Here is a 21629-nt window from a genome sequence, read left to right on the forward strand (position 1 = left end):
CCCCGACTCCACCCCAGATAGGTGCTGCAGAAAACTCGCTATGCCGGCCGCGCCCGGCGCGTCGAAGCACAGCGCGGCGGCTCGGATCATCGGCCTGGATGTCGCCGCCGCCAAGTCTAGCGGGTGACGCGCGTGTTCTCTCCGTTGCCGACGACCCGGACACGGTCGCCGATCCGGAAATCGTTCGGCCCGCCGGGCTGGACGATGGCGATCGTGCGGCCGGAGTCCAGTTCAACGGTCAGCTCAAGGCCGGCTGTGTTCTGCGAACCTTGCAGCGCGCTGCCCAGGGCCCCGCCGGCTACCGCGCCGGCCACCCCGCCGGCGACGTTCGCCGCTGTGCCGCCGCCGATCTGGCTGCCGGCGATTCCGCCGAGAATGGCGCCCGTGCCCATGCCCAGGCGCGTCTCTCCCGGCCGGATGTTCACTGGGCGGATGCTCTGCAGCGTGCCCAGTTCCACCGACTGCGGCCGCATCGTCTCCGTGCGGCTGTAGCTGTTGGGCGTGGGCTGCGGCGTGCAGGCGCTGATGAGCGTGGCGGTCGCAAGGAGGGCCAGGCTGAGGTGCGGTATTCTAGTCATTCGGCACGTCTCCGCGACGGCTGCGGCCGGCATTGGGCTTGCGGCGTTGGTTTTCCCCGCGGCCATTCGACCGGAGGCGGCCGCGCGGCGCCATCAGGTTGAATCCCGAGCCGGTCTGGGGGCCCGTCCCTGGTGGGCGACATTCTCGGCCGGCGCGACGTTCTCCATCCGATGTCGATGGATGGCGATCCGCTCCCGGAAGCGGCCGATATCGACCTCGAGCGTGAGCGGGGCTGACACGGCCGGGGAGCTTGGCCGGCCTAAGGCCTTCGCGTGCAGCCATTCTAGGTGAACCGCCCCGATAGGTGGAGGGCGGCTGCGGCCCCGACGCTGTGTGCGAGGCGGACTTGGCGCCCGCATCATCATCGGAGCGCCAGGAGCGCTGGCCGGTCGTAGGGGTGGGGCGCTCAGCCCAGCAGCGCGTCGCGCTGAGCCTGGCTAAACGCCGCGACCTGGCTGGCGGTGAAGGCCTCACGGACCCAGGGGCTCATCGCGCCGATCGCCGCCGGCGGCAACTCGGCGAGTTGGGCCCCGGTCAGCGCGGCGACCTGGCCGATCTCGAACATCGCGCCCTGCTGCGGCGTCAGGGCGGCGATCACCGCGGGGGGCAACGCGGCGATCTGGGCCGGCGCCAGCGCCCGGAACTGCACCGCCCCGAACTCCCCCAGGTCCCGCGCCGTCAGCTGCGCGACCTTGGCGAGCGGCAGGCCGCCGATCTGCGCGGCGCTGAGGCCGCCGACCTGGCCCGCACTCAGCGCCTGGAACTGATCGAGGGTCAGGACGCCGATCTGCTCGCCCGACAAGCCCGCCAGCTGATCGTTCGACAGCGCGCCGAGCTGGGCGGCGGTCAGGGCCCGCAAATTCGCGGGCGAAAGGCCCGAGATCTGGGCGGCGGTGAGGCCGGCGATCTGACCGGGGTCGAACGCCGCCACCTGCGCGGGGCTGAGCGCGTTGAGCTGGGCGGTCGAGAAGCGGCCGATCTGCGCGGCGGCGAACTTGCGCAGGTCATCGCCCCGCAAAGACGACAGCTGGCCCGCCGTCAGGCCGCTGATCTGCAGCGCCTCCAGCTTGCGGAGGCTCTCGGGCGCGATGGCCGAGAGCAGGTCCGGATCGAGCGCTCCGATCTGCGCGGCGGTCATCACCTGCACCTGGCCCGGCGCGAAGACGTCGAACTGGGCCGGGGCGAACGCGGCGACCTGCGCCGGCGTCAGGCCCGCCACCTGCTGGCGGCTCAGCCGCGCGAGCTCATCGTCGGTCAGTGATGTGATGTTGCGCAGGCTGAGGCCCGCCAACTGCCCGGCGCTGAAGGACATGATCTGGTCAGCGCTGAATTCGTCGAAGTCTTCGGCGCTCAGGTCGCCCATTCGGGTCGCGCCGATCCCTGACAGCTGCGCAGCCTTCAGCCCGGCGACCTGCTCCTGGGTCAGGGCCGAATAGGCTTGCGCCGACATGCCGCCGATCTGCTGGGCGGTCAGGCCGCCGACCTGCGCGGCCGAGAACCCGGCGATCTGGTCAGGCGTCAGGCTGCTCAGCTGGGCGCTGGTCAGGCCGGCGATCTGGGCCGGGGTCAAGGCGGGCAGATGCGCGCTCAGCGCCGCGAGCTGTTCGTTGCGCAGTCCGCCGATCTGGGCAGCCGACAGTCCGCCGACCTCGGCCGCCGCAAGCTCTGCGGTCGAGGCCAGGCTCAGGGCGCCGATCTGAGACGGGGTGAGCGCCAGCCGTTGGACCGGGCCGAGCGCCGCGAAGCTCGATGGCGGCAGGGCGGCGATCTGTGCGGCGCTCAGGCCGCGCAACTGTGCGGCGTTCAGCGCGCTCAGCACCTGAGGAGGCAGTGAAAGGAAGTTCTCGACGCTGAGCGCCCCGAGTTGCGCGCCGCTGAAAGCGAGCAGTTGGGCCGGCTGCAGTTCGGCGAAGTCCGCCGGGGCCAGGGCGGAAAGCTGGCCAGCGCTCAGGCCCTTCACCTGGGCCCCGCTCAGCGAGGCGATCTGCGATGCGGTGAGGGCGGCCAGGCCCTCGGTCGAGAGCGCGCCGAGCTGGCCGGCGGTCATCCCGTCAAGCTGGGTCTCCGACAGCGAGCTCACCTGCGCCTGCGACAGCGCGCCGAGCTGGCCCGTGCTCAGCGCCCCGATCTGCGCGCCCGTGAACTTGGCGAGCACAGCGGCGTCCAGCGCGGCAAGGTTCGAGGCCGAGATCGAGCGGACCTGCGAGGCCGACAGCGCCGCCAGGCTGGTGGCGGGAATCGCGCCGAGCTTGGCGGGGCTCAGCGCCGCGATCTGGGCCGCCGACAGTGTCCGGGCCTGGCTCGGCGAGAGGGCGGCCGTGTGCTCCTCGCCCAGGGCGCCGATCTGCGCCGGGGTGAGGGCGGCGATCTGCTGGGGCGTGAAGCCGGCGATCTCGGCCGGCGTCAGCGAGGCGGTGTTCGGCAGACTCAGCGCGGCGAGCTGGCCGGGGCTGAACGCCAGAACCTGGGGGCTGGTCAGGGCGATGAAGGCGGCGGCCGGCAACGAGCCCACCTGGGTGGGCGTGAGGCCCTGGAGCTGGGGCTTGGAGAGGGCGGCGAACTCGGCCCCGCTGAACAGCGCCAGCTTGGCCGGTGAAAGCGCGCTGAGCTGGCCGCCGGTGAGGCTTAGCCGCTGGTCGCTGCTCCAGGCCGCGATGAAGCTTTCGTCCACGGCCGTCAGCTGGCCCCTGGTCAGGCCGCGGACCTGGCTCGTGCTCAGGCCGGCCGCCTCGTCCAGGGTCAGGGAGGTGATGTTGTCGGCGCTCAGCGCCCCGAGCTGCGCTGGGCTGAGGGCCAGCACCTGGGCCGAACTGAAACTGTCAAAGGTGGCGCGCGCCAGCTGCGCTATCTGGCGGGCGGTCAATCCCGACAGCTGGGCCGGCGTCAACGCCCCGATCTGGTTCGGCGACAGCGCCGCCAGGTGGGTGCCGGTCAGGCCGCTGACCTGCGCGGCGGTCAGGCCGCCGATCTGGCCGGTGGTGAACGCGGCGAGCTGCGTCGGGCTGATGACGCCGGTCTGCGTCCAGCTCAGCGCCCCGATCTGCTCCGGCCTCAGCGCCGCCAGGTGCGCCGCGTCCAGGCCCGCAATCTGCGGCCCGGTCAGCCCCCTGATCTGCGCGCCTGACAGTCCGGCGACTCGCTCGGGCGGCAAGGCGTTGAGCGCCGCCGGCGAAAACGCCCCGATCTGCGGCGCCGAGAACGCCGCGAACTGCTCGGCCGTGAAGACAGTGAGCTGCTCGACCGACATCGCCTTGAGCTGGGCCGGGGTCAGGCCCTTGATCTGCGCGGCCGACAGTCCCGCGATCTCGTCGGGGGTCAGCGTCGACAGGCCGCCAGCGTTGATTGCGCCGATCTGGGCCGCACTGAAGCTATGAACCTGCTCAGTCGTGACCTTGGCGAAGTCGGCGGCCGAGAGCAGCTTGATCTGGACGGGAGATATGCCCAGCGCCTGGACGCCGTCGAGGCTGGCGAACTGCTCGGCGGTCAGCGCCGCCAACTGCCGGGCGGTCAGGGCGCTCATCTGCTGGCCGCTCAGCGCGTCCAGCCGCGACGTCGACAGCCCCGCTATATGCAGCTCCGACAGGGCGCGCAGGTGGCTGCTGGTCAGGGCGCCGATCTGCGCTGCATTGAACTCGTTGACGTCGGAGACGCCCAGGGCCGCCAGCATCGTCGGCGACAAGGACTGCACCTGCGCGCGAGAGAGGCCTTCGACCTGCTCCTGCGAAAGCGCGGCGAAATTGGCGCTCGAGAGGGCGTTGAGCTGGGCGCTGGAAAACGCCAGCAGCTGGGCGGGCGTGAACTCCGCCATGTCGGCCGCCGCCAGCCCCTTGAGCTGCGCGGCCGTGACCCCCTTGATCTGCGCCGCCGACAGCGAGGCGACCTGTTCGCCATTCAGCGCTGAGAGTCCCGCGGCCGGAATGGCGCCGACCTGGGTCGCGCTCAGGCTCTTGAGCTCGTCGGTCGTCAAGGCCTCGAAGGTGGAGACGGGAAGCGCGCCGATCTGGTTGGGGGAAAGCTGCGAGATGCCCATCGTCGCCTGGCGCGTTCGAATCGTCGCTCAAGCTTAGGCAGCGGCTCCTGAGTCTCACAACCTGGCGGCGCTCAATGTGGGCGCCCTCGCCCCGCGGCGTCCTTTCCTCGCCGCAATCTGTTGCTCACAGCGTAGACTTTCATGGCTCGCGGGATTCGCGGGCGGACTGCTGCGTGGGAGCGTTTCATGATCATCGCCGGATGGATTCTCGCCATCCTGGGCCTGGCCCAGGTCGTTTTCGCCGGCACGATCGAGGTCTCCCAGCTGACCGAGGGCAACCGCCTGATCGGCCTGGCGCCCAGCGTGGTGGCCAATGTCGACCTGGTCGGCCAGCGGGCGATGATCCACACCGGCGGCTGCGCGACCTTCCTGGCCGGCGTCGTGTTCATCGGCGCAGCCTATCTGAAGCCGGCCCCTCCCGGACAGCAGTCCAAGGCCTGGACCGGCATCGCCGCCATCGCCGCCCTGGTGCTGACCGCCGCAGCGGTCGGCGGGTTCGGCGCGTTCCTCTATGCGCTGCACGGCCAGAACGCCGACCAGCGCCTGGTCGACGAGATCCGCGCCCGCGAAGCGCGCAACCAGTCGACGGAATCGCTCATGCAGGAGGCGGACCGCCGCCTGCGCAACGAGGCCGAGGCGGCCGCGGCGTCGCGGTGATCGCAACGGGCTTGCGCTGACGCCCCGGTGCTCTCATGGAGTGCGCCATGAGCGCGCCCCAATTCTTCGACCTGCAAGCCACCCACAATCCGCACCGCTGGTACCTGCCGCTGACCCCGGCGGTCTGCGTCGGTGCGCGGGACAATCTCTTCATGTTCGGCGGCGTCGGCATGGCCTCGGCGATCACCGCCCTGGAGCGGACCTGCGAGCGGCCGGTGATCTGGGCCACGGCGCAGTACCTGTCCTATGCGCGCCCGCCCAGCATCGTCGACCTGGACGTCTGGGTGCCGGCTGCGGGCAAGTACAACAGCCAGGCCCGAGTCATCAGCCATGTCGGCGACAAGGAGATCCTGACCGTCAACGCGGCGCTCGGCTCGCGGCCCAGCGACATCTCGCGCCAGTCGCTGACCATGCCGGAGGTGGCGCCGCCGGAAGACTGCGAGCCGGCCGATCACTGGCGCGGCGGCGGCGATGACCTGCATAGCCGCATCGAAGTGCGCGTCGCCCAGGGGAGCTACGGCGGCACCGCGGTCAGCGACGGCGGCGAGGACGGGCGCCTGCTGTTGTGGATCCGGCCGCGCGAGGGCGTGGCGATCGACGCCGGCATGCTGGCGATCATGGCCGATTTCATTCCCGGCGCGGTGGGCAACGCGCTCGGCCTCAGCGCTGGCGGCAACAGCCTCGACAATACCATCCGCTATCGGCGCATCGTGGCGACCGAGTGGGTGCTGTGCGACATCCGCATCACCGGCGTGCACGGCGGCTTCGGCCATGGCGCCATGTACCTGTTCGCCCAGGACGGCGAGCTGATGGCCACCGCCAGCCAGTCGCTGATCGTGCGGGTGCGCGACTAGGTCAGCGCCTCAAGCAGGGCGACGCGAGCCAGGTCCTTGGGGCGACCGAAGCGGCGGCAGATCGCAGCCTGCTCGGCCGCGCTCGGCGTGAACAGGCGTCGCCCCCTCCAATCGAGCGCCTGACGTGTGGCCGGGACCACCGGCGCCCAGGCGCCGTCGGAAAACGCTTCGAAGCCGGCCATGATCTCGATCGGCAGGGCGGCGACCTGCGCCTTGGCGAAGATGGCGGACCGGAACAGCGGCGAGGCCGCCGCCGCGAGCGGCGCGGTGTTCCAGCGGTCCAGCAGCCGGCGCGCGTCGCGCTCGCTGACGATCAGGTCGACGTCGGGCGGCGTCAGGCCTGGGACGCCGACCAGCGCCATGCCGGCGCTGCCGAACACCCACCAGGGATCGGTCAGGTCCGCGCAACCCTCGGCGACGACGTCCAGCGCGGCCGCCAGCGGCCCGGCGATCTGCGGCATTGTCATGCGCGGGTCCTAGAGAGGTTCACGCGAAGGCTCAATCAGTTGTAGCTAGGCGGGCGCCGAGTGCGGGCGCGGCAGGGGAGGAGACGGCGGAATGGAAGTGGTGCGCAAACACGGGCCCTGGGCCTTGCTGGCCGCCATAGGCGCCGGCGCGCTGGGCGTTCTGGCCACCTCCCGTGGCGAGAGCGTCAACGCGCTCTGGATCCTGACTGCGGCGATCTGCGTGTACCTGGTCGCCTACCGCTACTACAGCCTCTACATCGCCCAGCGGGTCATGCGCCTGGACCCGGCGCGGGCGACGCCGGCGGTCACCCGCAACGACGGCCTCGATTACGTTCCGACCGACAAGTACGTGCTGTTCGGTCACCATTTTGCGGCCATCGCCGGGGCCGGGCCGCTGGTCGGGCCCGTGCTCGCCGCCCAGATGGGCTATCTGCCGGGCGTGCTCTGGATCCTGACCGGGGTGGTGCTGGCCGGGGCGGTCCAGGACTTCCTGGTGCTCGTCATCTCCATGCGTCGCGACGGCAAGTCGCTCGGTGAGCTGATCCGCGAGGAACTGGGGCCGATCCCCGGCGTCATCGCCCTATTCGGCGCCTTCATGATCATGGTCATCATCCTGGCGGTGCTGGCCCTGATCGTGGTCAAGGCCCTGACATCGAGCCCCTGGGGCACGTTCACCGTCGCCGCCACCGTGCCGATCGCCATCGCCATGGGCGTCTACATGCGCTTCATCCGGCCCGGCCGCATCGCCGAGGTGTCGATCTTCGGCTTTGTGATGCTGATCCTGGCCATCGTCGGCGGCCAGTGGGTCGCGGCCTCGCCGCAGCTGGCGGGGATGTTCACCCTGACCGGCATCCAGCTGTCGTGGATCCTGATCGGCTACGGGGCGGTCGCCGCGGTGCTGCCGGTCTGGCTGCTGCTGGCGCCGCGCGACTACCTGTCGACCTTCCTCAAGATCGGCGCGATCCTGGCCCTGGCCATCGGCATCGTCATCATGCGGCCCGAGCTGCAGATGCCGGCCGTGACCCAATTTGCTGCTGGTGGCGGGCCGGTCTGGTCGGGCACGCTGTTCCCATTCCTGTTCATCACCATCGCCTGTGGTGCGGTCTCTGGCTTCCACGCCCTGATCTCCTCGGGCACCACGCCCAAGCTGATCGACAACGAGGTCAACGCCCGCTTCATCGGCTACGGCGGCATGCTGATGGAGAGCTTCGTGGCGATCATGGCGATCATCGCCGCCTCGATCCTCGACCCCGGCGTCTACTTCACGATGAACAGCCCGGCCGCGGTGGTGGGAACCACCGCCGAGAGCGCCTCTGCCGCGGTCGGCGCCATGGGCCATCCGATCAGCGCCGAACTCATCGAACAGACCGCCAAAGACGTCGGCGAGACGACCATCATCTCGCGCGCCGGCGGCGCCCCGACGCTCGCCGTCGGCATGGCGCACATCTTCTCCCATGTGCTGGGCGGCAAGGCGATGATGGCCTTCTGGTACCACTTCGCCATCCTGTTCGAGGCGTTGTTCATCCTCACCGCCGTCGACGCCGGCACCCGGGCCGGGCGCTTCATGCTGCAGGATCTGCTCGGGACCTTCATTCCGAAGTTCAAGGACACCTCGTCGTGGACCGCGAACCTGACCGCTACCGGCCTCTGCGTCGCGGCCTGGGGCTTCTTCCTGCACCAAGGCGTCACCGACCCGCTCGGCGGCGTGAACACCCTCTGGCCGCTATTCGGCATCTCCAACCAGATGCTGGCCGCAATCGCGCTGATCATGGCGACGGTGGTGATCTTCAAGATGAAGCGGCACCGCTATGCGTTCGTGACCATCATCCCGGCGGTGTGGCTGTGCATCTGCACCCTGACGGCCGGCTTCCAGAAGCTGCTGTCGCCAGATCCGGCCGTCGGCTTCCTGTCGCATGCGCGCAAGTACGGCGACGCGCTGGCCGCCGGCCAGGTGCTGGCCCCGGCCAAGAGCATGGCCGACATGACCAAGATCGTCTGGAACGACCGCATCGACGCGGCGCTCTGCGCGGTCTTCATCGCGGTGGTGCTGAGCATGATCTGGTTCGGGATCGGCGCCTGCCTGAAGGCGTTCCGCGCCGACGGCTGGACGGCGCGGGAGATCAATCCCGACGCCATTCCGGCGGAGTAGGGGACATGGCCTCGCCCAACCCCTTCGCCCGTTTCGCCCAGTGCGTCTGCGACGGCGCGCGCCTGATGGTCGGGGTGCCGAACTACGAGACCTATGTCGAGCACATGGCTCGCACCCATCCGGATCGGGCCCCGATGAGCCGGGCGGAGTTCTTCCGTGATCGTCAGGACGCCCGCTACGGCGCCGGGGCCCGCGGCGGCTTTCGCTGCTGCTGAAAAGCGAAAGGCCGGCGTCTCCGCCGGCCTTTGCTACACAGAACTGGGAGAGGGCGCTTAGCGCGCGGCCAGGGCCGAATTGGTCGGGGCCTGGGCCGTGGCGTAGGTGTCCAGGCTGACCTTCACGGTCGCCTTCACGCAGCGCGAATAGGCGTCGAGCGCCAGGGTTTCGTTGCGGGTGGCGCGGAAGCAGACGTTGCGCGCGGCCTTGGCCACATCGGCTTCGACTTGGGCTTGGCTCTTGCCGGCCAGCGGAACGCTGATCGAAGCGGCTTGAGCGGGAGCGGTGATGGCGAACACGGCCACGGCGGTCAGAGCAAGAGTACGGATCATAATCACTAATTCCCGGAAAGGGGTTGGGGCCAACCACCTCCCGACGTTTCCTTTGGCGACGGTTCAAATTCTCGCGTGACCGTTTCGCCTAGCCATGTTCCTGCCCTTTGACGGACAAGGTTTCAAGCGGATTTGCTGCGGTGCAGTAGCGCAGTTGTGCGATGCAACCGCGGTGGGCGCCGGCGCCCGGGATTGCAGCAGAGGGAGCGCGAGGCGGGGCTTGGGCACGCCGATTGCGGTGGACAACCCCGACGGCCCCGAAATGAAACACTTGCCATCGGCGGGGCTTCACCATTGAGTAATCTTCGTTAACGTCGAGGTCCCATGTTCCTGTCTGCTCTCGCCGCCGCCGCCGTGATCTCGACCACCTACGCCCCGGCGCCCGCCGCGGCCCCGGTCGCGCCGCCCGCCGAGCAGGCGGTGCTGGTCGATTGCCAGGTCAGCGGCGCGAACCTCACCGACTGCAAGGCCCTGGACGCCGACGGCGCGCCGGCCGCCGAAGCGGTGAAGCTGGCCGCCCAGGTCGAGGTTCCCGAGGCCTTCGCCCTCGCCAATCCCGGCCGCATCGTCATCAAGATGAACGTCACGCCGTAAGGCTGTTGACCGCGCTCCGCGTCTGACGCCTTCTCCCACTCAACAAGTAGGGAACGGGAGAACGGCATGGACCAGCGCAAACTGGGCGAATTCGACGTCTCGGCCATCGGCCTGGGCTGCATGAGCCTCTCGCACGCCTACGGCTCGCCGCCGCCGCGCGAGCAGGCCGAGCGGGTGCTGAAGGGCGCCCTCGACGCCGGGTACACCTTTCTCGACACCGCTGCGGTCTACGGCGTCGGCCATAACGAGACGCTGGTCGGCGAGGTGCTGAAGGACCGGCGCGGCGACTACGTCCTGGCCTCCAAGTGCGGCCTGACCAACGGCGATCAGCGCGAGCTCAACGGCCATCCGGACGTCTTGAAGGCCACTTGCGAGGGCAGCCTGCGCCGGCTGCAGACCGACGTCATCGACCTCTACTACCTGCACCGCTGGGACAAGCGCGTGCCGATCGAGGACAGCGTCGGCGCGCTGGCCGATCTGGTGCATGAGGGGAAGATCCGCGCCATCGGCCTGTCGGAGGTCTCGGCCCCGACGCTGCGCCGGGCCCACGCGGTCCACCCGATCACCGCCCTGCAGACCGAGTACTCGCCCTGGACCCGCAATCCGGAGATCGCGGTGCTCGAGGCCTGCCGCGAGCTGGGTGTGACCTTCGTGGCGTTCAGCCCGGTCGGCCGCGGCTTCCTGGCCGGCGGGGTGCCCGACGCCGCGGCGCTGGAGGACGGCGACTTCCGCAAGGCGATGCCGCGGTTCCAGGGCGAGGCCTTCGCCGCCAACCTCAAGATGTTCGAGGGGTTCGCCGCCCTGGCGCGGGAGGCCGGCTGCACTCCGGCCCAGCTGTGCCTGGCCTGGCTGCTGGCCAAGGACGAGACCCTGGTGCCGATCCCGGGCACCACCAATCCCGACCACATGCGCGAGAACGCCGCCGCCGCGGGGATCACCCTCTCAGAGGCGGTGATGGCCAAGGTCGAGGATCTGGTGAACCCGCAGACCGTGACCGGCCCGCGCTATGCGCCGGCGATGCAGGCGTCGGTGGACACCGAGGGCTAGCTCGCGCCGAGGCTGGTCGCCGCCGCCCGCAGGGCGTCCTGCGCCATCCGCCTGGCGCGGTCGGCGACCTCCTCGATCGGCAGGTCGTGCAGTCCGCGCGGCCGGGGCAGGCTGACCTGGACCGTCACCCCATCGTCTGTCAGCACGGATACGCCGACGATGGTGGGGCTGACGGTGACGGAGGGCGGCAGGGAAAGGTCGGTCATCGCGTCTCTCCTGGATTCCCCCGTGGGCGGATTTGACCGCGCGTCCATAGGATGTCCAGGCACGCTTTTATGACCGTCCCGGTAGGGAACCGTTAGGGCGTCAGCGCCCCGAACAGCTCCTCGTGGCGGGCGCAGACGGCGGGCCACAGGTCGCGCGCCTGCGGAATGTCCAGTTCAAAGCGAGCGCGCAGGATGCTTGCAAATTCATCCGCTGAATCAATGATCTGCATCGCCTTCCCGCCGGGGCGGATGAAGTTGAACGTGCGGCCCCGCAGCACCGCCACCCCGCCAGGCTCATGGCGGAAGGCGAAGGCGGTCTGGGTGAACACCGAGTCCGGCGCGGTGCTCAGCCAGCGGCACATGGCGGCCAGTTCCTCGCGGTCGGCCGGCTCGTTGCGGAAGTCGTAATAGGCCGCGCCGCCGTGCGGGTGGTTGTGGAAACGCAGCCAGCCGTCGTCGAGCGCCTCGAACGAGAAGTCGAAGCCGGCGCAGTGGTGCGGCCCGAACTCCAGCGGCATGGCTTCCAGCAGCGCGTCGCCGAACCCGACGTCGGCGATGTAGGGCCGGTCCAGGTCGACGCGCAGCACCAGATGGTTGGCGTGCGAGGCCGCCCCGCGCTCGCCGCGCAGCACCGCCCCGGCCATCTCGGTCACCTGGAAGCCGACCTCGCGCAGCATCGCGCCCAGCAGGCCGTTCATCTCATAGCACCAGCCGCCACGCCGCTGGCGGACCATCTTGTCGAACGCCGCCTGCGGATCGAGCGTCATCGTCCGGCCCAGCTGGACGTCGAAGTTCTCGTAGGGGATCGCGCGCAGGTGCAGGCGCTGCATCGCCTTCAGCGTCGCGGCGTCCACGCGTGGGACGCCGACGAACCCGATGCGGTCGAGATAGGCCTGCAGGTCCATGTTACTCCTTGGCCGGCGGCGCGGCGCCCTGGATCATCGCCACGATCTCGGGACGGATCTTATCGGCGCCCTTTTCCATCATATGCGAGACGATTCGGGCGCCCACCGCCGCGCGGGTCTGCGAGGTGAACTCGGTCTTGTTGCTGCGCACCCAGTCCATCGAGGCCTGGCGGTTGACGTTCAGCTGCTGGAAGTGCGGCACGACATAGCGCGCGATCAGCTCGTAGGAGCGCTTGGTGTCTTCCCAGCGCGCCCAGTTGTGCGCCATCAGCAGGAAGCAACCGAAGCCGCCGCTCTCGTCGACCAGCTGTTGCAGCCGCGCGATCGCGTCGTCGGGCGTGCCCACCACCGCCTGGCCCAGCGCCAGATAGGCTTCCACCGGGTCGCCCTTGAAGTCGTCGGGCACCATCGGCAGGTTGGCGATCTCCTTGAAGTAATAGATCCACTTCTCCAGCCCGAAGCGGACCTGCTCGATCGCCTTGTCCTTGGTCTCGGCGATATGCATCTGGCCGACCAGCCGCCAGCGGCTGCGGTCCATGGTCTGGCCGTTCTCCTTGGCGATGTCCTCGGCGATGCCCCAGTTGGCGGCCAGCGAATTGAAGCCGGCGGTGGTGGTCGCGCCCAGCGACAGCAGCCCCGCGCCATGCTTGCCCGCGGCCCGCGCCCCGGTCGGCGAGACCTGGCTGGCGACCGCGATCTCCACCGAGGGCCGCGAGTAGGGCGTCATCTGCAGGCGGGCGTTGACCAGGCTAAACCAGTCGCTCTCGTGGGTGACCTCCTCGCCACGCAGCAGCGGGACCAGCACGTCCAGCGCCTCGTCCATGCGGTCGCGCTGCTTGGCGACCGGAATGCCCATCATGAAGGCGTCGGAGACCAGCGCCCCGGGGCCGACCCCGAACATCACCCGGCCGCGGGTCATGTGGTCGAGCTGGTTGATGCGGTCGGCCAGCATCATCGGGTGGTGATAGGGCAGGGACGACACCCCGGTGCCCAGCCGGATGTGCTTGGTGCGCTCGGCGGCCGCGGCGATGAACACCTCGGGGCTCGCGATCAGCTCGTAGGCGGCCGAGTGATGCTCGCCGATCCAGGCCTCTTCGTAGCCCAGCTGGTCCATCCACTGCACCAGCTCCAGGTCGCGCTGGATGGCCAGGGTCGGGTTCTCGTCGAGCGGATGGAACGGCGCGATGAAGGCCCCGAAGCGCAGCTTGTTTCCGAGCATGATGGCCCTCCCTTGGCCGTTTGAGCGGAGGCTAACTCCCATTTCGCCGGGAAGACCAGATTGACGTTCCGTCAGCGTCAGCTGCGCGGTTCGTGCGGCCTTACGTAGGCGGAAGGGGCTTTGGCGGACCCGGCAGACGTGGCAGGAAGCTCCTCGAACCGCGGCGGGAGGATCCCACTTGAACTACCGTCATGCCTTCCACGCCGGAAACTTCGCCGACCTGGTCAAGCACGCCGCCTTGCTTGACCTGCTGGCCCGCCTGCAGACCGCGCCGGAGCCGTTGGCGGTGTTCGACACCCACGCCGGCCGCGGGCTCTACGACCTCACCGGCGAGGAAGCCCAGCGTTCGGGCGAGGCGAGGGCCGGCGTCGCCCAGCTGATGCAGGCGCCCGACCTGCCGCCGGCCCTGCAGGCGCTGCGCCAGGCGGTGGTGCGGCTGAACGGCGGGGCCGAGGCCAACCTCTATCCGGGCTCGCCGCTGTTGGTCGCCGGCGCCCTGCGCAAGGGCGACACCTATCTGGGCTGCGAGTTGCGGCCCCAGGAGCATTCGGCGCTCTCTGACACCCTGGCCAGCTGGCCGGCGGCCAAGACCGCCTGCGCCGACGGCTATGTCGAGGTCGCCGCCCGCATGTCGCGGCAGGGCGCCGTCCTGGTGCTCATCGACCCCCCGTTCGAAAGGAGCGACGACTACGAACGCTGCGCCGCCGCCCTCGGCGCCTTGACCGCCAGGAACCCAGCGGCGGTGGTGATGGTCTGGATGCCGCTCAAGGACCTGGAGACCTTCGACGCCTTCCTGCGCGAGGCCGAGGACGCCTATGACGGCCCGCTGCTGGTCGCCGAGGCGCGCATGCGGCCGCTGACCGATCCGATGAAGATGAACGGTTGCGCCCTGGTGCTGGCGAACGCGCCGGAGGGCTTCGAGGCGACCTTGGCCGAGGTTTGCGGCTGGACCGTTGGCCGGCTGGGCGCCAACGGCAAGGCCCAGGTCTGGACGACCTGAAACCTTCATTTTGCGCCTGCGAGAAGTCGGGTTAGGGTTTGCTGCATCGCACAAACCCTGGCTGTTTGGAGGCGTATCCTATGGCTCTCACCGTGTTCGCAGAGGGGCCTGTGTCCCTCGATCCCCAGAAGGCCCTGTACATCCCGGTCGGCGCGGCCTCGCCGCTCTGGTTCCTGTTCGCGGGGGCGGCCTCGGCCGGTCTCGCCTACTGGTGGATGACCCGCTTCACTGATCGCACCAATCTCGAGGCGCTGCTCGGGGCCTCGCCTGCCGGCGGAGCGGTCCTGCCTGCGCCCGACGTCGTGCCGCCCGAGCTGGCGGCCGAAGTCGCCGAAACCGCGGCGATCGCCGAGGCGATGGTCGATCAGGCGGTGCAGACCGTCGCCGACGTCGCGGCGGCCACGCTGGAGCCGGCGGTGGAAGCGCCGTCCGAGCCGTCCGCCAAGCTCCGCGCCAAGGCCCGTCCCGCCGACGAGCCGTCGCCCGACGCCTAGGCAGGCGTCGCCGGACGCTTGGCGTGGGCGCCCGCAGCGGGCTATCCCTGGCCCGTTGCAGACGGCGAGGGGAACGCGCGCGTGGCCAAGCGGGCCTTCGACATCCTGGCGGCCCTGGCCGGCCTGATCGTGCTCGCCCCGGTGATGGCGGTGATCGCGCTGGCCGTGCGCGCCGACAGCCCCGGCCCGGCGCTGCACTGGTCCAGCCGGGTCGGCCGCTACAATCGCCTGTTCAAGATGCCGAAATTCCGGACCATGAAGACCGGGGCCCCGAACGTGGCGACCCACCTGCTCACCGATCCCGACGCGTGGATCACGCCTCTCGGCCGCTTCCTGCGCCGTTCCAGCCTCGATGAACTGCCCCAGCTGTGGAGCGTGCTGGTGGGCGATATGAGCCTGGTCGGCCCGCGGCCGGCCCTGTTCAACCAGGACGACCTGGTGGCGCTGCGTGCCGCCGCCGGCGTCGAGGTACTGCGGCCGGGCGTCACCGGCTGGGCCCAGATCAACGGCCGCGACGACCTGCCCAACACCGAGAAGGCCAGGCTCGACGCCGATTATCTGACCCGCCAGGGCCTGATCTTCGACGTGCGGATTATCGTCATCACGCTCGTCGCGGCGATTTCCGGGCGCGGCGTGCGTCACTGACGGCTGCAACACGCCCGCAATCAGCGCTGGTCATCGTTGATTGACGCCCGCTGGCCGGGCGCCCACTCTGGCCCCAGTCCATCAGCAGAGGTTTCGACGATGCCCTTCCGCCCCGCCAAGCCCCTCGTCGTCGCGCTCGTCCTGGCGCTCGGCGCCACCGGCGCGATCGCCGCCACCGCCGCCGAGACCGCGATCGCCACGCGCCAGGCCGGCTACAAGAAGATCGGCGGCGCCTTCAAGGCGATCAGCGACGAACTCAAGAAGGGCTCGCCGGACGCCAAGCTGATCGCCGCCAACGCCGCGGTGGTGAACGCCCAGGCGGCCCAGGTGCCCAAGTGGTTCCCCAAGGGCTCGGGCCCGGAGGCCGGCTTCAAGACCGAGGCCAAGCCCAACATCTGGACCGACAACGCCAAGTTCGCCGCCGCCGCCGCCAACTTCCAGACCCAGGCGGGCAAGCTGCAGACCGTGGCCGCCGCCGGCGACGTCGAGGCGATCAAGGCGCAGTTCCGCGCCACCGGCGGAACCTGCAAGGCCTGCCACGACGTCTACCGCGTCGAGAAATAGCATGCCGTCAGACGCTGCAGCCGGCCCGCCGCGCCCGCTCTGGGACGTCCCGACGCGGGTCGTGCACTGGTCCCTGGTCGTGCTGCTGCTGGTCTCCTGGTTTTCGGCCGGCGAGAACATGCAGCTGCACCGTTGGTCCGGCTACGCGATCGTCGGCCTCCTGGTCTTCCGGCTGTGGTGGGGCGTGGCCGGCGGTTCGACCGCCCGGTTCGCGCACTTCCTGCGCGGCCCCGCCGCGACGCTCGCCTACACCCGCACGCTCGGCTCCCGCAGCCCCAGCGACGGGGCCGGCCACAACCCGCTGGGCGCCTGGAGCGTGCTGGCCATGCTGGCGGTGATGCTGGTCCAGGTCGGGCTCGGCCTGTTCGCCAGCGACCTCGACGGCCTGGAGTCCGGCCCGCTGTCGCACCTGGTCAGCTTCGAGGCCAGCCGCGCGGCCGCCGAACTGCACGAGACCGTGTTCCGCGTTCTGCAAGCGCTGGTCGCCCTGCACATCGCCGCCATCGGGTTCTACTGGGTGTGGAAGCGCCAGAACCTGATCGGCGCCATGGTCACCGGCAAGCGCCCGTTTCAGGGCGAGGCCCTGCGCCCGGCCGCCCTCTGGCGGCTGCTGCTCGGCGTGGTGCTGGCGGTCGGCGTCGCCTGGGCGATCGCCAAGGGCCTGCGGTTCTAGGTTTCCTCCCCCTTTGGGGGAGGCGGGTCGGCGCGCAGCGCCGAGACGGAGGGGGACTGCTCTTACGAGCTTCAAAGTCCCCCTCAGTCAGCCATACGGCTGACAGCTCCCCCAGCGGGGGAGCATCCCGCAGATCCTACTTCCCGTCGGCCGCGCCGCGCAGGCAGTTCAGCCAGGCGTCTTCACGCGCCTTCTCGGCCGCGCGCAGCTTGTCTTCGGCTTCGCGCACGCCGGCGTCGTGCTTGCGCCATTCCAGCACCGCGCCTTCGCGCGCTGCGCGCGCCGCTTCCATGGTCGGGAAGCGGGCCAGCACCGCACGCACGCTGTAGTTCACCGGCGGGCCGACCGTCTCGCGGTCGGGATAGAAGCCGGTGATCGAGTCGGCCGTCTCGTTCTCGATGTGGAAGACATCGGCCCAGCCCGCATGGTGGCGCATCAGGGCCCAGGGCCGTTCGATCCGGTCGCTCATGGAATACTCCTAGAATCCTGGCCCCAAGCTACCGCGGGAGGCGCGTGGCTTGCTACCCCCAGAGCGCCGGGCGGCGGGCCTTCCAGGGCGCTTCCTTTTCGAGTTGCGCGGCCAGCCGCAGCAGCGTCGCCTCGTCGGCGAAGCGGGCGGTGAACATCATCCCGATCGGCAGGCCGTCCTCGTCCATTTCCAACGGCAGCGACAGCGACGGCTGGCCCGAGAAGTTGAACGGCGGGGTGTAGGGGAAAGCCTTGCTCTGGCGCTTGTTCAGCTCCTGCGGGTCGACCGCCACCGGATCGATCAGACCGACCGGCGGCACCGGCGTGCCCAGCACCGGGCAGAGATAGACATCGTAGTCCTCGAAGAACATCAGCGTCTTGCGATTGAGGTCGCGCAGGTCCTGCCAGCCGCGAAACGCCTGCTCGCCGGTCACCTTGCGCCCGCTCTTCAGCGCCGCCCAGGTCAGCGGCTCCAGCTCATGCTCCTGCGGCTCGCGCCCCAGCATGGCCGCCAGCCGGGCGATGTTGGCCGCGAAGTTGGCGCCCGAAACCGGCCCGCGGGCGGTGTAGAGCGCGCGGTAGTCGATCCCCAGGCCCTTCTCGACCACCTCGTGGCCCAGGCCCTTCAGCAGCGCCGCGGTGCGTTCCAACGCCGCCTGGATCTGCGGGTCGATCGGCCGGCCGGACGGGGTTTCCGACGACCAGGCGATGCGCAGTCTGCCGGGACTGCGTTCGATCTCCTCCATGTAGGGCCGCTCCTTGTGCGGCGCCTGGAACGGCGCGCCCGGCTCGGGGCGGCCGGTGGCGTCCAGCATGGCGGCGCTGTCGCGCACCGTCCGCGTCACCACATGGTCGACGGAAAAGCCCATGGCGTAGTTGTCGCCGTCCGGCAGGTTCGGGTTGCGGTCGCGGGTGACTTTCAGGCCGACCAGCCCGCAGCAGGCGGCGGGGATGCGGATCGAACCGAGCCCGTCGCTGGCGTGGGCCAGCGGCGCCATCCCGCTCGCCACCGCCGCGGCCGCGCCGCCCGACGACCCGCCCGAGACGTGGCCCGGGTTCCAGGGGTTGCGGCAGGCGCCCAGATAGCCGCCCTCGGTGACGCCGGTGATGCCGTACTCAGGCGTGTTGGTCTTGCCCAGCAGCACGACGCCGGCCTCGCGATAGCGCCGGGTCAGGCCGCAGTCCTCCTTGTCGACATAGCCGGCGGCGAAGCGGCTGCCATAGGTGCGCGGCCAGCCGGCCACCGGCACGCCCAGGTCCTTGATCAGGAACGGCACGCCCTTGAACGGCCCGTCGGGCAGGGGGCCCTGCGCAACCTTGCGCGCCTCGTCATAGGCCTTGTGGACCACGGCGTTCAGCGCCGGGTTGTGCCGCTCGATGCGCTCGATGGCCGCGTCCACCAGCTCCAGCGGCGTCACCTCGCCCTTGGCCACCAGGGCGGCCAGCGACAGGCCGTCGTGCTCGGAGAAATCGTCCATCTTCCTACCCTTTTGAATTTTCTTATCTTTGACCGCCGGCCAGGAAGGCCAGCTTCTCGACCGGGGCCAGGCCGCCGGCCTCGCGCTTGAGCGCCGCCAGCGAGTCCTCTGCGGCGTTCAGCACCCCGTCGATGTCGGCCTCGGTCATCGCCGCACACAGGAACATGTTGTGCCAGGGGTGCAGGTAGATCCCGCGCGCCAGCATCTGCGAAACGAAGAAAAATCCCTTCCGCAGGTCGGGATCCTCGTCGAACAGGTAGAGCGGCATCTGCCCCGGCCCGGTGCAGCGCAGGCCAAAGCCCGCCGCCGCCGCCCGCTCGGTCAGGCCCGCCGACAGACGCTCGCCCATGGCGGTCAGTCGCTCCAGATAGTCGGTGGTGCGCACCAGCCGCAGGGTCTCCAGCGCTGCGGCCATGGGCGCGGCCTGGTACCAGAACGAGCCGGTGACATAGATCGCGGCCGCCGCCTTGCGCGCCTTCTCCGAGCCCAGCAGCGCCGAGATCGGATGGCCATTGGCGATGCACTTGCCCCAGGTCGAGAGGTCGGGCTCCACGCCCACCACCGACCACGAACAGTCGCGCGCCATCCGCAGGCCCGCGCGCACGTCGTCGACGATCAGCAGCGCCCCGGTCTGGTCGGCCAGCTCGCGGCAGCGGCGCGCATAGGCGCCGTCCGGGGCGGCCTGGTCGATGAAGGCGTCGTGCTTGAACGGGGCGGCGAAGATCGCGGCCAGGTCCTCGCCCGCCTGCGCCACGGCCGCCTCCAGGCTGGCCACGTCGTTGTAGTCGCAGAAAATCTGGTGCGCGCGGTCGGTGTCGGTCGTGCCTGCCGGCCTCGGCGTGCACCAGGGCGCGGCCCCGTGATAGGCGCCCTTGGCCCGCACGATGGTCTTGCGCCGGGTGTGCGCCGCGCGGTCATGAGCGCCATGGTCGTGGCGTCGGTGCCGTTCTTGCAGAACATCGCCCAGTCGGCGTGGCTGACCAGCAGGGTCATCTCCTCCGCCAGCCGCACCATCAGCTCGGTCGGCCCGGTCAGGGTGTCGCCGATCCCGAGCTGGCGCACATAGGCCGCGTCGATCTCGGGATGGCCGTAGCCGAAGAGGTTCGGGCCATAGGCGCACATCAGGTCGAGGTAGCGCTTGCCGTCGGCGTCCCAGATGTGCGCGCCGTCCGCCTTCGAGAAGAACTGCGGATAGTCGTCGGGCAGCAGCCCCACCGCCTGGTGGCCGTACATCCCGCCGGGGATCACCGCCGCGGCGCGTTCCCGCAGGGCTTTGTCCAGGCTGCGCGTCATGGTGGAGTTCTCCGTCGACGAAGGCCGTAGTGAGACCTTACGCTGCGCTCGCGTATCGGCAACCGGGGAGCAGGCGATGACGGCGAAGGTTTTGGCCCTGACGGGCGCGGCGGCGCTGCTGGCCTCGCCGGCCCTGGCCAACGAGACCTTCAAGGATTGGTGGGTCACCTGCGACAACACCCGCCAGTGCGCCGCCTTCGGCTTCGCCGGCGAGGCCTACGAAATGTCGGGCTATCTGAAGGTCGCGCGCGGGTCCGGGGCGGCGGACGAACCGGCCGCCCGGATCGTCATGGACGGCAAGGCCGGGACCTGGAGCCTGGCGATCGACGGCCGCCCTCTGGCCAGCGTCACGGCGCGGGACGAGGACGGCGAGCGCGCGTCCGCCGAGCTGACCGCCGGCCAAGCCACGGCGCTGATCGCTGCGGCCGCCAACGGCAGGGCGCTGCAGGTCGCGGCCGGCGGCAAGTCGCTGGGCGCCATTTCCCTGGCTGGCAGTTCGGCCGCCCTGCGCTGGATGGACGACAAGCAGAAGCGGGCGGGCACGGTCACCGCTCTGGTCGCCAAGGGCGCTTCGCCGGCTTCGGCGGTTCCCCCGGCGCCTGCGCCGCCGCTGGTCCAGGCCGCGCCGGCCATGTCGCAGGCCGGGCTGGCCGCCAAGCTCCCCCGCTCGGTGGCGGCGATGATGAAGGACTGCGACGACGACATCGCCACCCTGGAGATCGAGCCGGTCTCGGGCCGGCTGTCGCCTGGCCTCACGCTGTGGGCGCCGCTCTGCACGCGCGGGGCCTACAACATGATCTACAGCTTCTTCGTCGTCGACGAGAAGGGCGCGGCCCATCCGCTGCCGATCCGCTATGCCGACACCGCCGAGGCGACCACCGAACTGATGAACGTCAGCTACGACGCTGCAACCCAGACGCTCTACAACTTCGAGAAGGGCCGGGGCCTGGGCGACTGCGGGGCGACCAACACCTGGGTCTGGGACGGCAAGGGCTTCGTCGCCACCGCCCAGGACCTGATGGGCGAGTGCCGCGGCGTGCCGCCGGACGACTGGCCGGTCAGCTACCGCACCCGCGCGAAGTAGTCAGAACATCCCGAACAGGGTGGCGAAGAACGCCAGGATCGCCGCCACGATCGCCTTCGACAGCACGACCAGCACCACCACCGACAGGATCGCGGCGACCCAGCCGATCAGCGCGGCCAGCCCGTCGCGCTCAGCCCCGCCGATGGCGAAGGCGGCGATCGCGAACGACGGCAGCATGTTCCCGAACGGGATCGGCAGGAACACGATCAGCGACAGCAGGAAGCAGAGCGCTCCCACCAGCCGGTCGCCCAGCGGGTTGTACATGAAGGTCAGCCGCGGCCGCAGCCGCCGCTCCAGCCGCCCCAGATGCGGCTTCAGCTTCACGGTCAGGGCGCGGAAGTCGGCCATGCTCATGGTCCGCGACAGCATCACCTTGGGCAGCCACAGGGTCTTGCGCCCCATCATCCACTGGAAGGTGATGAAGATCAGCGGCGCGCCCAGCAGCGCCGAGACGCCCGGCGGCATCGGCAGCACCAGCGGGGCCGCGAACACGAACATCAGCGCGCCGAAGGCGCGGTCGCCGAAGGTGTCCAGCAGGTCTCCAACCGACACCTCGCGGCCCGGACGCTCCGCGATCAGGTCGAGGAGTTCGGATACGCTCGCGGCTTTACGGTGTTCGGACATTTCAAGCTTCGCGCTAGCACGGCTCGGCGCCGTAGCGGAAGGAAAAGCCGC

The 21629-nt window shown here is 70.0% G+C and carries 22 protein-coding genes and 1 pseudogene; 12 read left to right on the top strand and 11 right to left on the bottom strand.

What is annotated here, in order from left to right:
* Window positions 1–116: 116 nt before the first annotated feature.
* Together OUA97_RS16625 and OUA97_RS16630 are read right to left on the bottom strand one after the other, a co-directional pair.
* The gene (locus tag OUA97_RS16625) at window positions 117–578 is read right to left on the bottom strand and encodes a hypothetical protein (protein ID WP_267233146.1); all 462 of its coding nucleotides are present in this window, start codon (window positions 576–578) and stop codon (window positions 117–119) included.
* Between the two features lie 407 nt (window positions 579–985).
* On the bottom strand, window positions 986–4609 hold the full coding sequence (locus tag OUA97_RS16630; RefSeq protein WP_267233147.1) for a hypothetical protein: 3624 nt from the start codon (window positions 4607–4609) through the stop codon (window positions 986–988).
* A 186-nt stretch (window positions 4610–4795) separates the two neighbouring features.
* Between OUA97_RS16630 and OUA97_RS16635 the strand changes: the two genes are divergently transcribed.
* Together OUA97_RS16635 and OUA97_RS16640 are read left to right on the top strand one after the other, a co-directional pair.
* On the top strand, window positions 4796–5266 hold the full coding sequence (locus tag OUA97_RS16635) for a hypothetical protein (RefSeq protein WP_267233148.1): 471 nt from the start codon (window positions 4796–4798) through the stop codon (window positions 5264–5266).
* Between the two features lie 47 nt (window positions 5267–5313).
* Entirely contained in the window at window positions 5314–6120 is an 807-nt protein-coding gene (locus tag OUA97_RS16640; RefSeq protein ID WP_267233149.1) for an acyl-CoA thioesterase, read from the top strand.
* Here OUA97_RS16640 and OUA97_RS16645 read toward each other — a convergent pair.
* Complete coding sequence (locus tag OUA97_RS16645) at window positions 6117–6587, bottom strand: hypothetical protein (RefSeq protein ID WP_267233150.1); 471 nt, start codon at window positions 6585–6587, stop codon at window positions 6117–6119. The genes OUA97_RS16640 and OUA97_RS16645 overlap by 4 nt on opposite strands.
* Before the next feature lie 91 nt (window positions 6588–6678).
* Here OUA97_RS16645 and OUA97_RS16650 point away from each other — a divergent pair, with 91 nt between their 5' ends.
* Both OUA97_RS16650 and OUA97_RS16655 read left to right on the top strand, forming a co-directional pair.
* Window positions 6679–8736 (top strand): carbon starvation CstA family protein, encoded by a 2058-nt coding sequence (locus OUA97_RS16650; protein WP_323690916.1) that lies wholly within the window; start codon window positions 6679–6681, stop codon window positions 8734–8736.
* A gap of 5 nt (window positions 8737–8741) precedes the next feature.
* On the top strand, window positions 8742–8951 hold the full coding sequence (locus OUA97_RS16655) for a YbdD/YjiX family protein (protein ID WP_267233151.1): 210 nt from the start codon (window positions 8742–8744) through the stop codon (window positions 8949–8951).
* A gap of 57 nt (window positions 8952–9008) precedes the next feature.
* Here OUA97_RS16655 and OUA97_RS16660 read toward each other — a convergent pair whose 3' ends face one another.
* Window positions 9009–9284 (bottom strand): hypothetical protein, encoded by a 276-nt coding sequence (locus OUA97_RS16660; protein ID WP_267233152.1) that lies wholly within the window; start codon window positions 9282–9284, stop codon window positions 9009–9011.
* A 324-nt stretch (window positions 9285–9608) separates the two neighbouring features.
* Between OUA97_RS16660 and OUA97_RS16665 the strand changes: the two genes are divergently transcribed.
* The gene (locus OUA97_RS16665) at window positions 9609–9878 is read left to right on the top strand and encodes a hypothetical protein (protein ID WP_267233153.1); all 270 of its coding nucleotides are present in this window, start codon (window positions 9609–9611) and stop codon (window positions 9876–9878) included.
* 66 nt (window positions 9879–9944) lie between these two features.
* On the top strand, window positions 9945–10925 hold the full coding sequence (locus tag OUA97_RS16670; RefSeq protein WP_267233154.1) for an aldo/keto reductase: 981 nt from the start codon (window positions 9945–9947) through the stop codon (window positions 10923–10925).
* On the opposite strand, the gene OUA97_RS16675 is transcribed toward OUA97_RS16670, so the two are convergent.
* From OUA97_RS16675 to OUA97_RS16685, 3 genes are all read right to left on the bottom strand, one after another.
* Window positions 10922–11131: a hypothetical protein gene (locus OUA97_RS16675; protein ID WP_267233155.1), complete on the bottom strand. Its 210-nt coding sequence runs from the start codon at window positions 11129–11131 to the stop codon at window positions 10922–10924. The genes OUA97_RS16670 and OUA97_RS16675 overlap by 4 nt on opposite strands.
* A gap of 92 nt (window positions 11132–11223) precedes the next feature.
* Window positions 11224–12036 (bottom strand): arylamine N-acetyltransferase family protein, encoded by an 813-nt coding sequence (locus OUA97_RS16680; RefSeq protein WP_267233156.1) that lies wholly within the window; start codon window positions 12034–12036, stop codon window positions 11224–11226.
* 1 nt (window position 12037) lies between these two features.
* Entirely contained in the window at window positions 12038–13255 is a 1218-nt protein-coding gene (locus OUA97_RS16685; RefSeq protein WP_267233157.1) for an LLM class flavin-dependent oxidoreductase, read from the bottom strand.
* 178 nt (window positions 13256–13433) lie between these two features.
* On the opposite strand from OUA97_RS16685, the gene rlmJ reads away from it, so the two are divergent.
* The 5 genes from rlmJ to OUA97_RS16710 all read left to right on the top strand — a co-directional run bounded on the left by rlmJ (window position 13434) and on the right by OUA97_RS16710 (window position 16631).
* Entirely contained in the window at window positions 13434–14255 is an 822-nt protein-coding gene (gene rlmJ / locus OUA97_RS16690; protein ID WP_267233158.1) for a 23S rRNA (adenine(2030)-N(6))-methyltransferase RlmJ, read from the top strand.
* Window positions 14256–14335: 80 nt separating this feature from the next.
* Complete coding sequence (locus OUA97_RS16695) at window positions 14336–14749, top strand: hypothetical protein (RefSeq protein WP_267233159.1); 414 nt, start codon at window positions 14336–14338, stop codon at window positions 14747–14749.
* 81 nt (window positions 14750–14830) lie between these two features.
* On the top strand, window positions 14831–15394 hold the full coding sequence (locus tag OUA97_RS16700) for a sugar transferase (protein WP_267233160.1): 564 nt from the start codon (window positions 14831–14833) through the stop codon (window positions 15392–15394).
* 99 nt (window positions 15395–15493) lie between these two features.
* Entirely contained in the window at window positions 15494–15958 is a 465-nt protein-coding gene (locus OUA97_RS16705; protein ID WP_267233161.1) for a c-type cytochrome, read from the top strand.
* Between the two features lies 1 nt (window position 15959).
* Window positions 15960–16631 (top strand): cytochrome b/b6 domain-containing protein, encoded by a 672-nt coding sequence (locus tag OUA97_RS16710; protein WP_267233162.1) that lies wholly within the window; start codon window positions 15960–15962, stop codon window positions 16629–16631.
* Between the two features lie 136 nt (window positions 16632–16767).
* On the opposite strand, the gene OUA97_RS16715 is transcribed toward OUA97_RS16710, so the two are convergent.
* From OUA97_RS16715 to OUA97_RS16725, 3 genes and pseudogenes are all read right to left on the bottom strand, one after another.
* The gene (locus OUA97_RS16715; RefSeq protein ID WP_183777139.1) at window positions 16768–17100 is read right to left on the bottom strand and encodes a hypothetical protein; all 333 of its coding nucleotides are present in this window, start codon (window positions 17098–17100) and stop codon (window positions 16768–16770) included.
* A 52-nt stretch (window positions 17101–17152) separates the two neighbouring features.
* Window positions 17153–18577 carry an amidase gene (locus OUA97_RS16720; protein WP_267233163.1) on the bottom strand — a complete coding sequence of 475 codons (1425 nt, stop codon included), beginning with the start codon at window positions 18575–18577 and terminating at the stop codon, window positions 17153–17155.
* Window positions 18578–18599: 22 nt separating this feature from the next.
* Window positions 18600–19870: pseudogene (locus OUA97_RS16725) on the bottom strand (aminotransferase class III-fold pyridoxal phosphate-dependent enzyme).
* Between the two features lie 76 nt (window positions 19871–19946).
* Between OUA97_RS16725 and OUA97_RS16730 the strand changes: the two are divergent.
* Entirely contained in the window at window positions 19947–20954 is a 1008-nt protein-coding gene (locus OUA97_RS16730) for a DUF1176 domain-containing protein (protein WP_267233164.1), read from the top strand.
* On the opposite strand, the gene OUA97_RS16735 is transcribed toward OUA97_RS16730, so the two are convergent.
* Window positions 20955–21578 (bottom strand): exopolysaccharide biosynthesis protein, encoded by a 624-nt coding sequence (locus OUA97_RS16735; protein ID WP_267233165.1) that lies wholly within the window; start codon window positions 21576–21578, stop codon window positions 20955–20957.
* Window positions 21579–21629 lie beyond the last annotated feature (51 nt).

This window comes from Phenylobacterium sp. 58.2.17 (assembly GCF_026411515.1).
Lineage (GTDB): Bacteria > Pseudomonadota > Alphaproteobacteria > Caulobacterales > Caulobacteraceae > Phenylobacterium.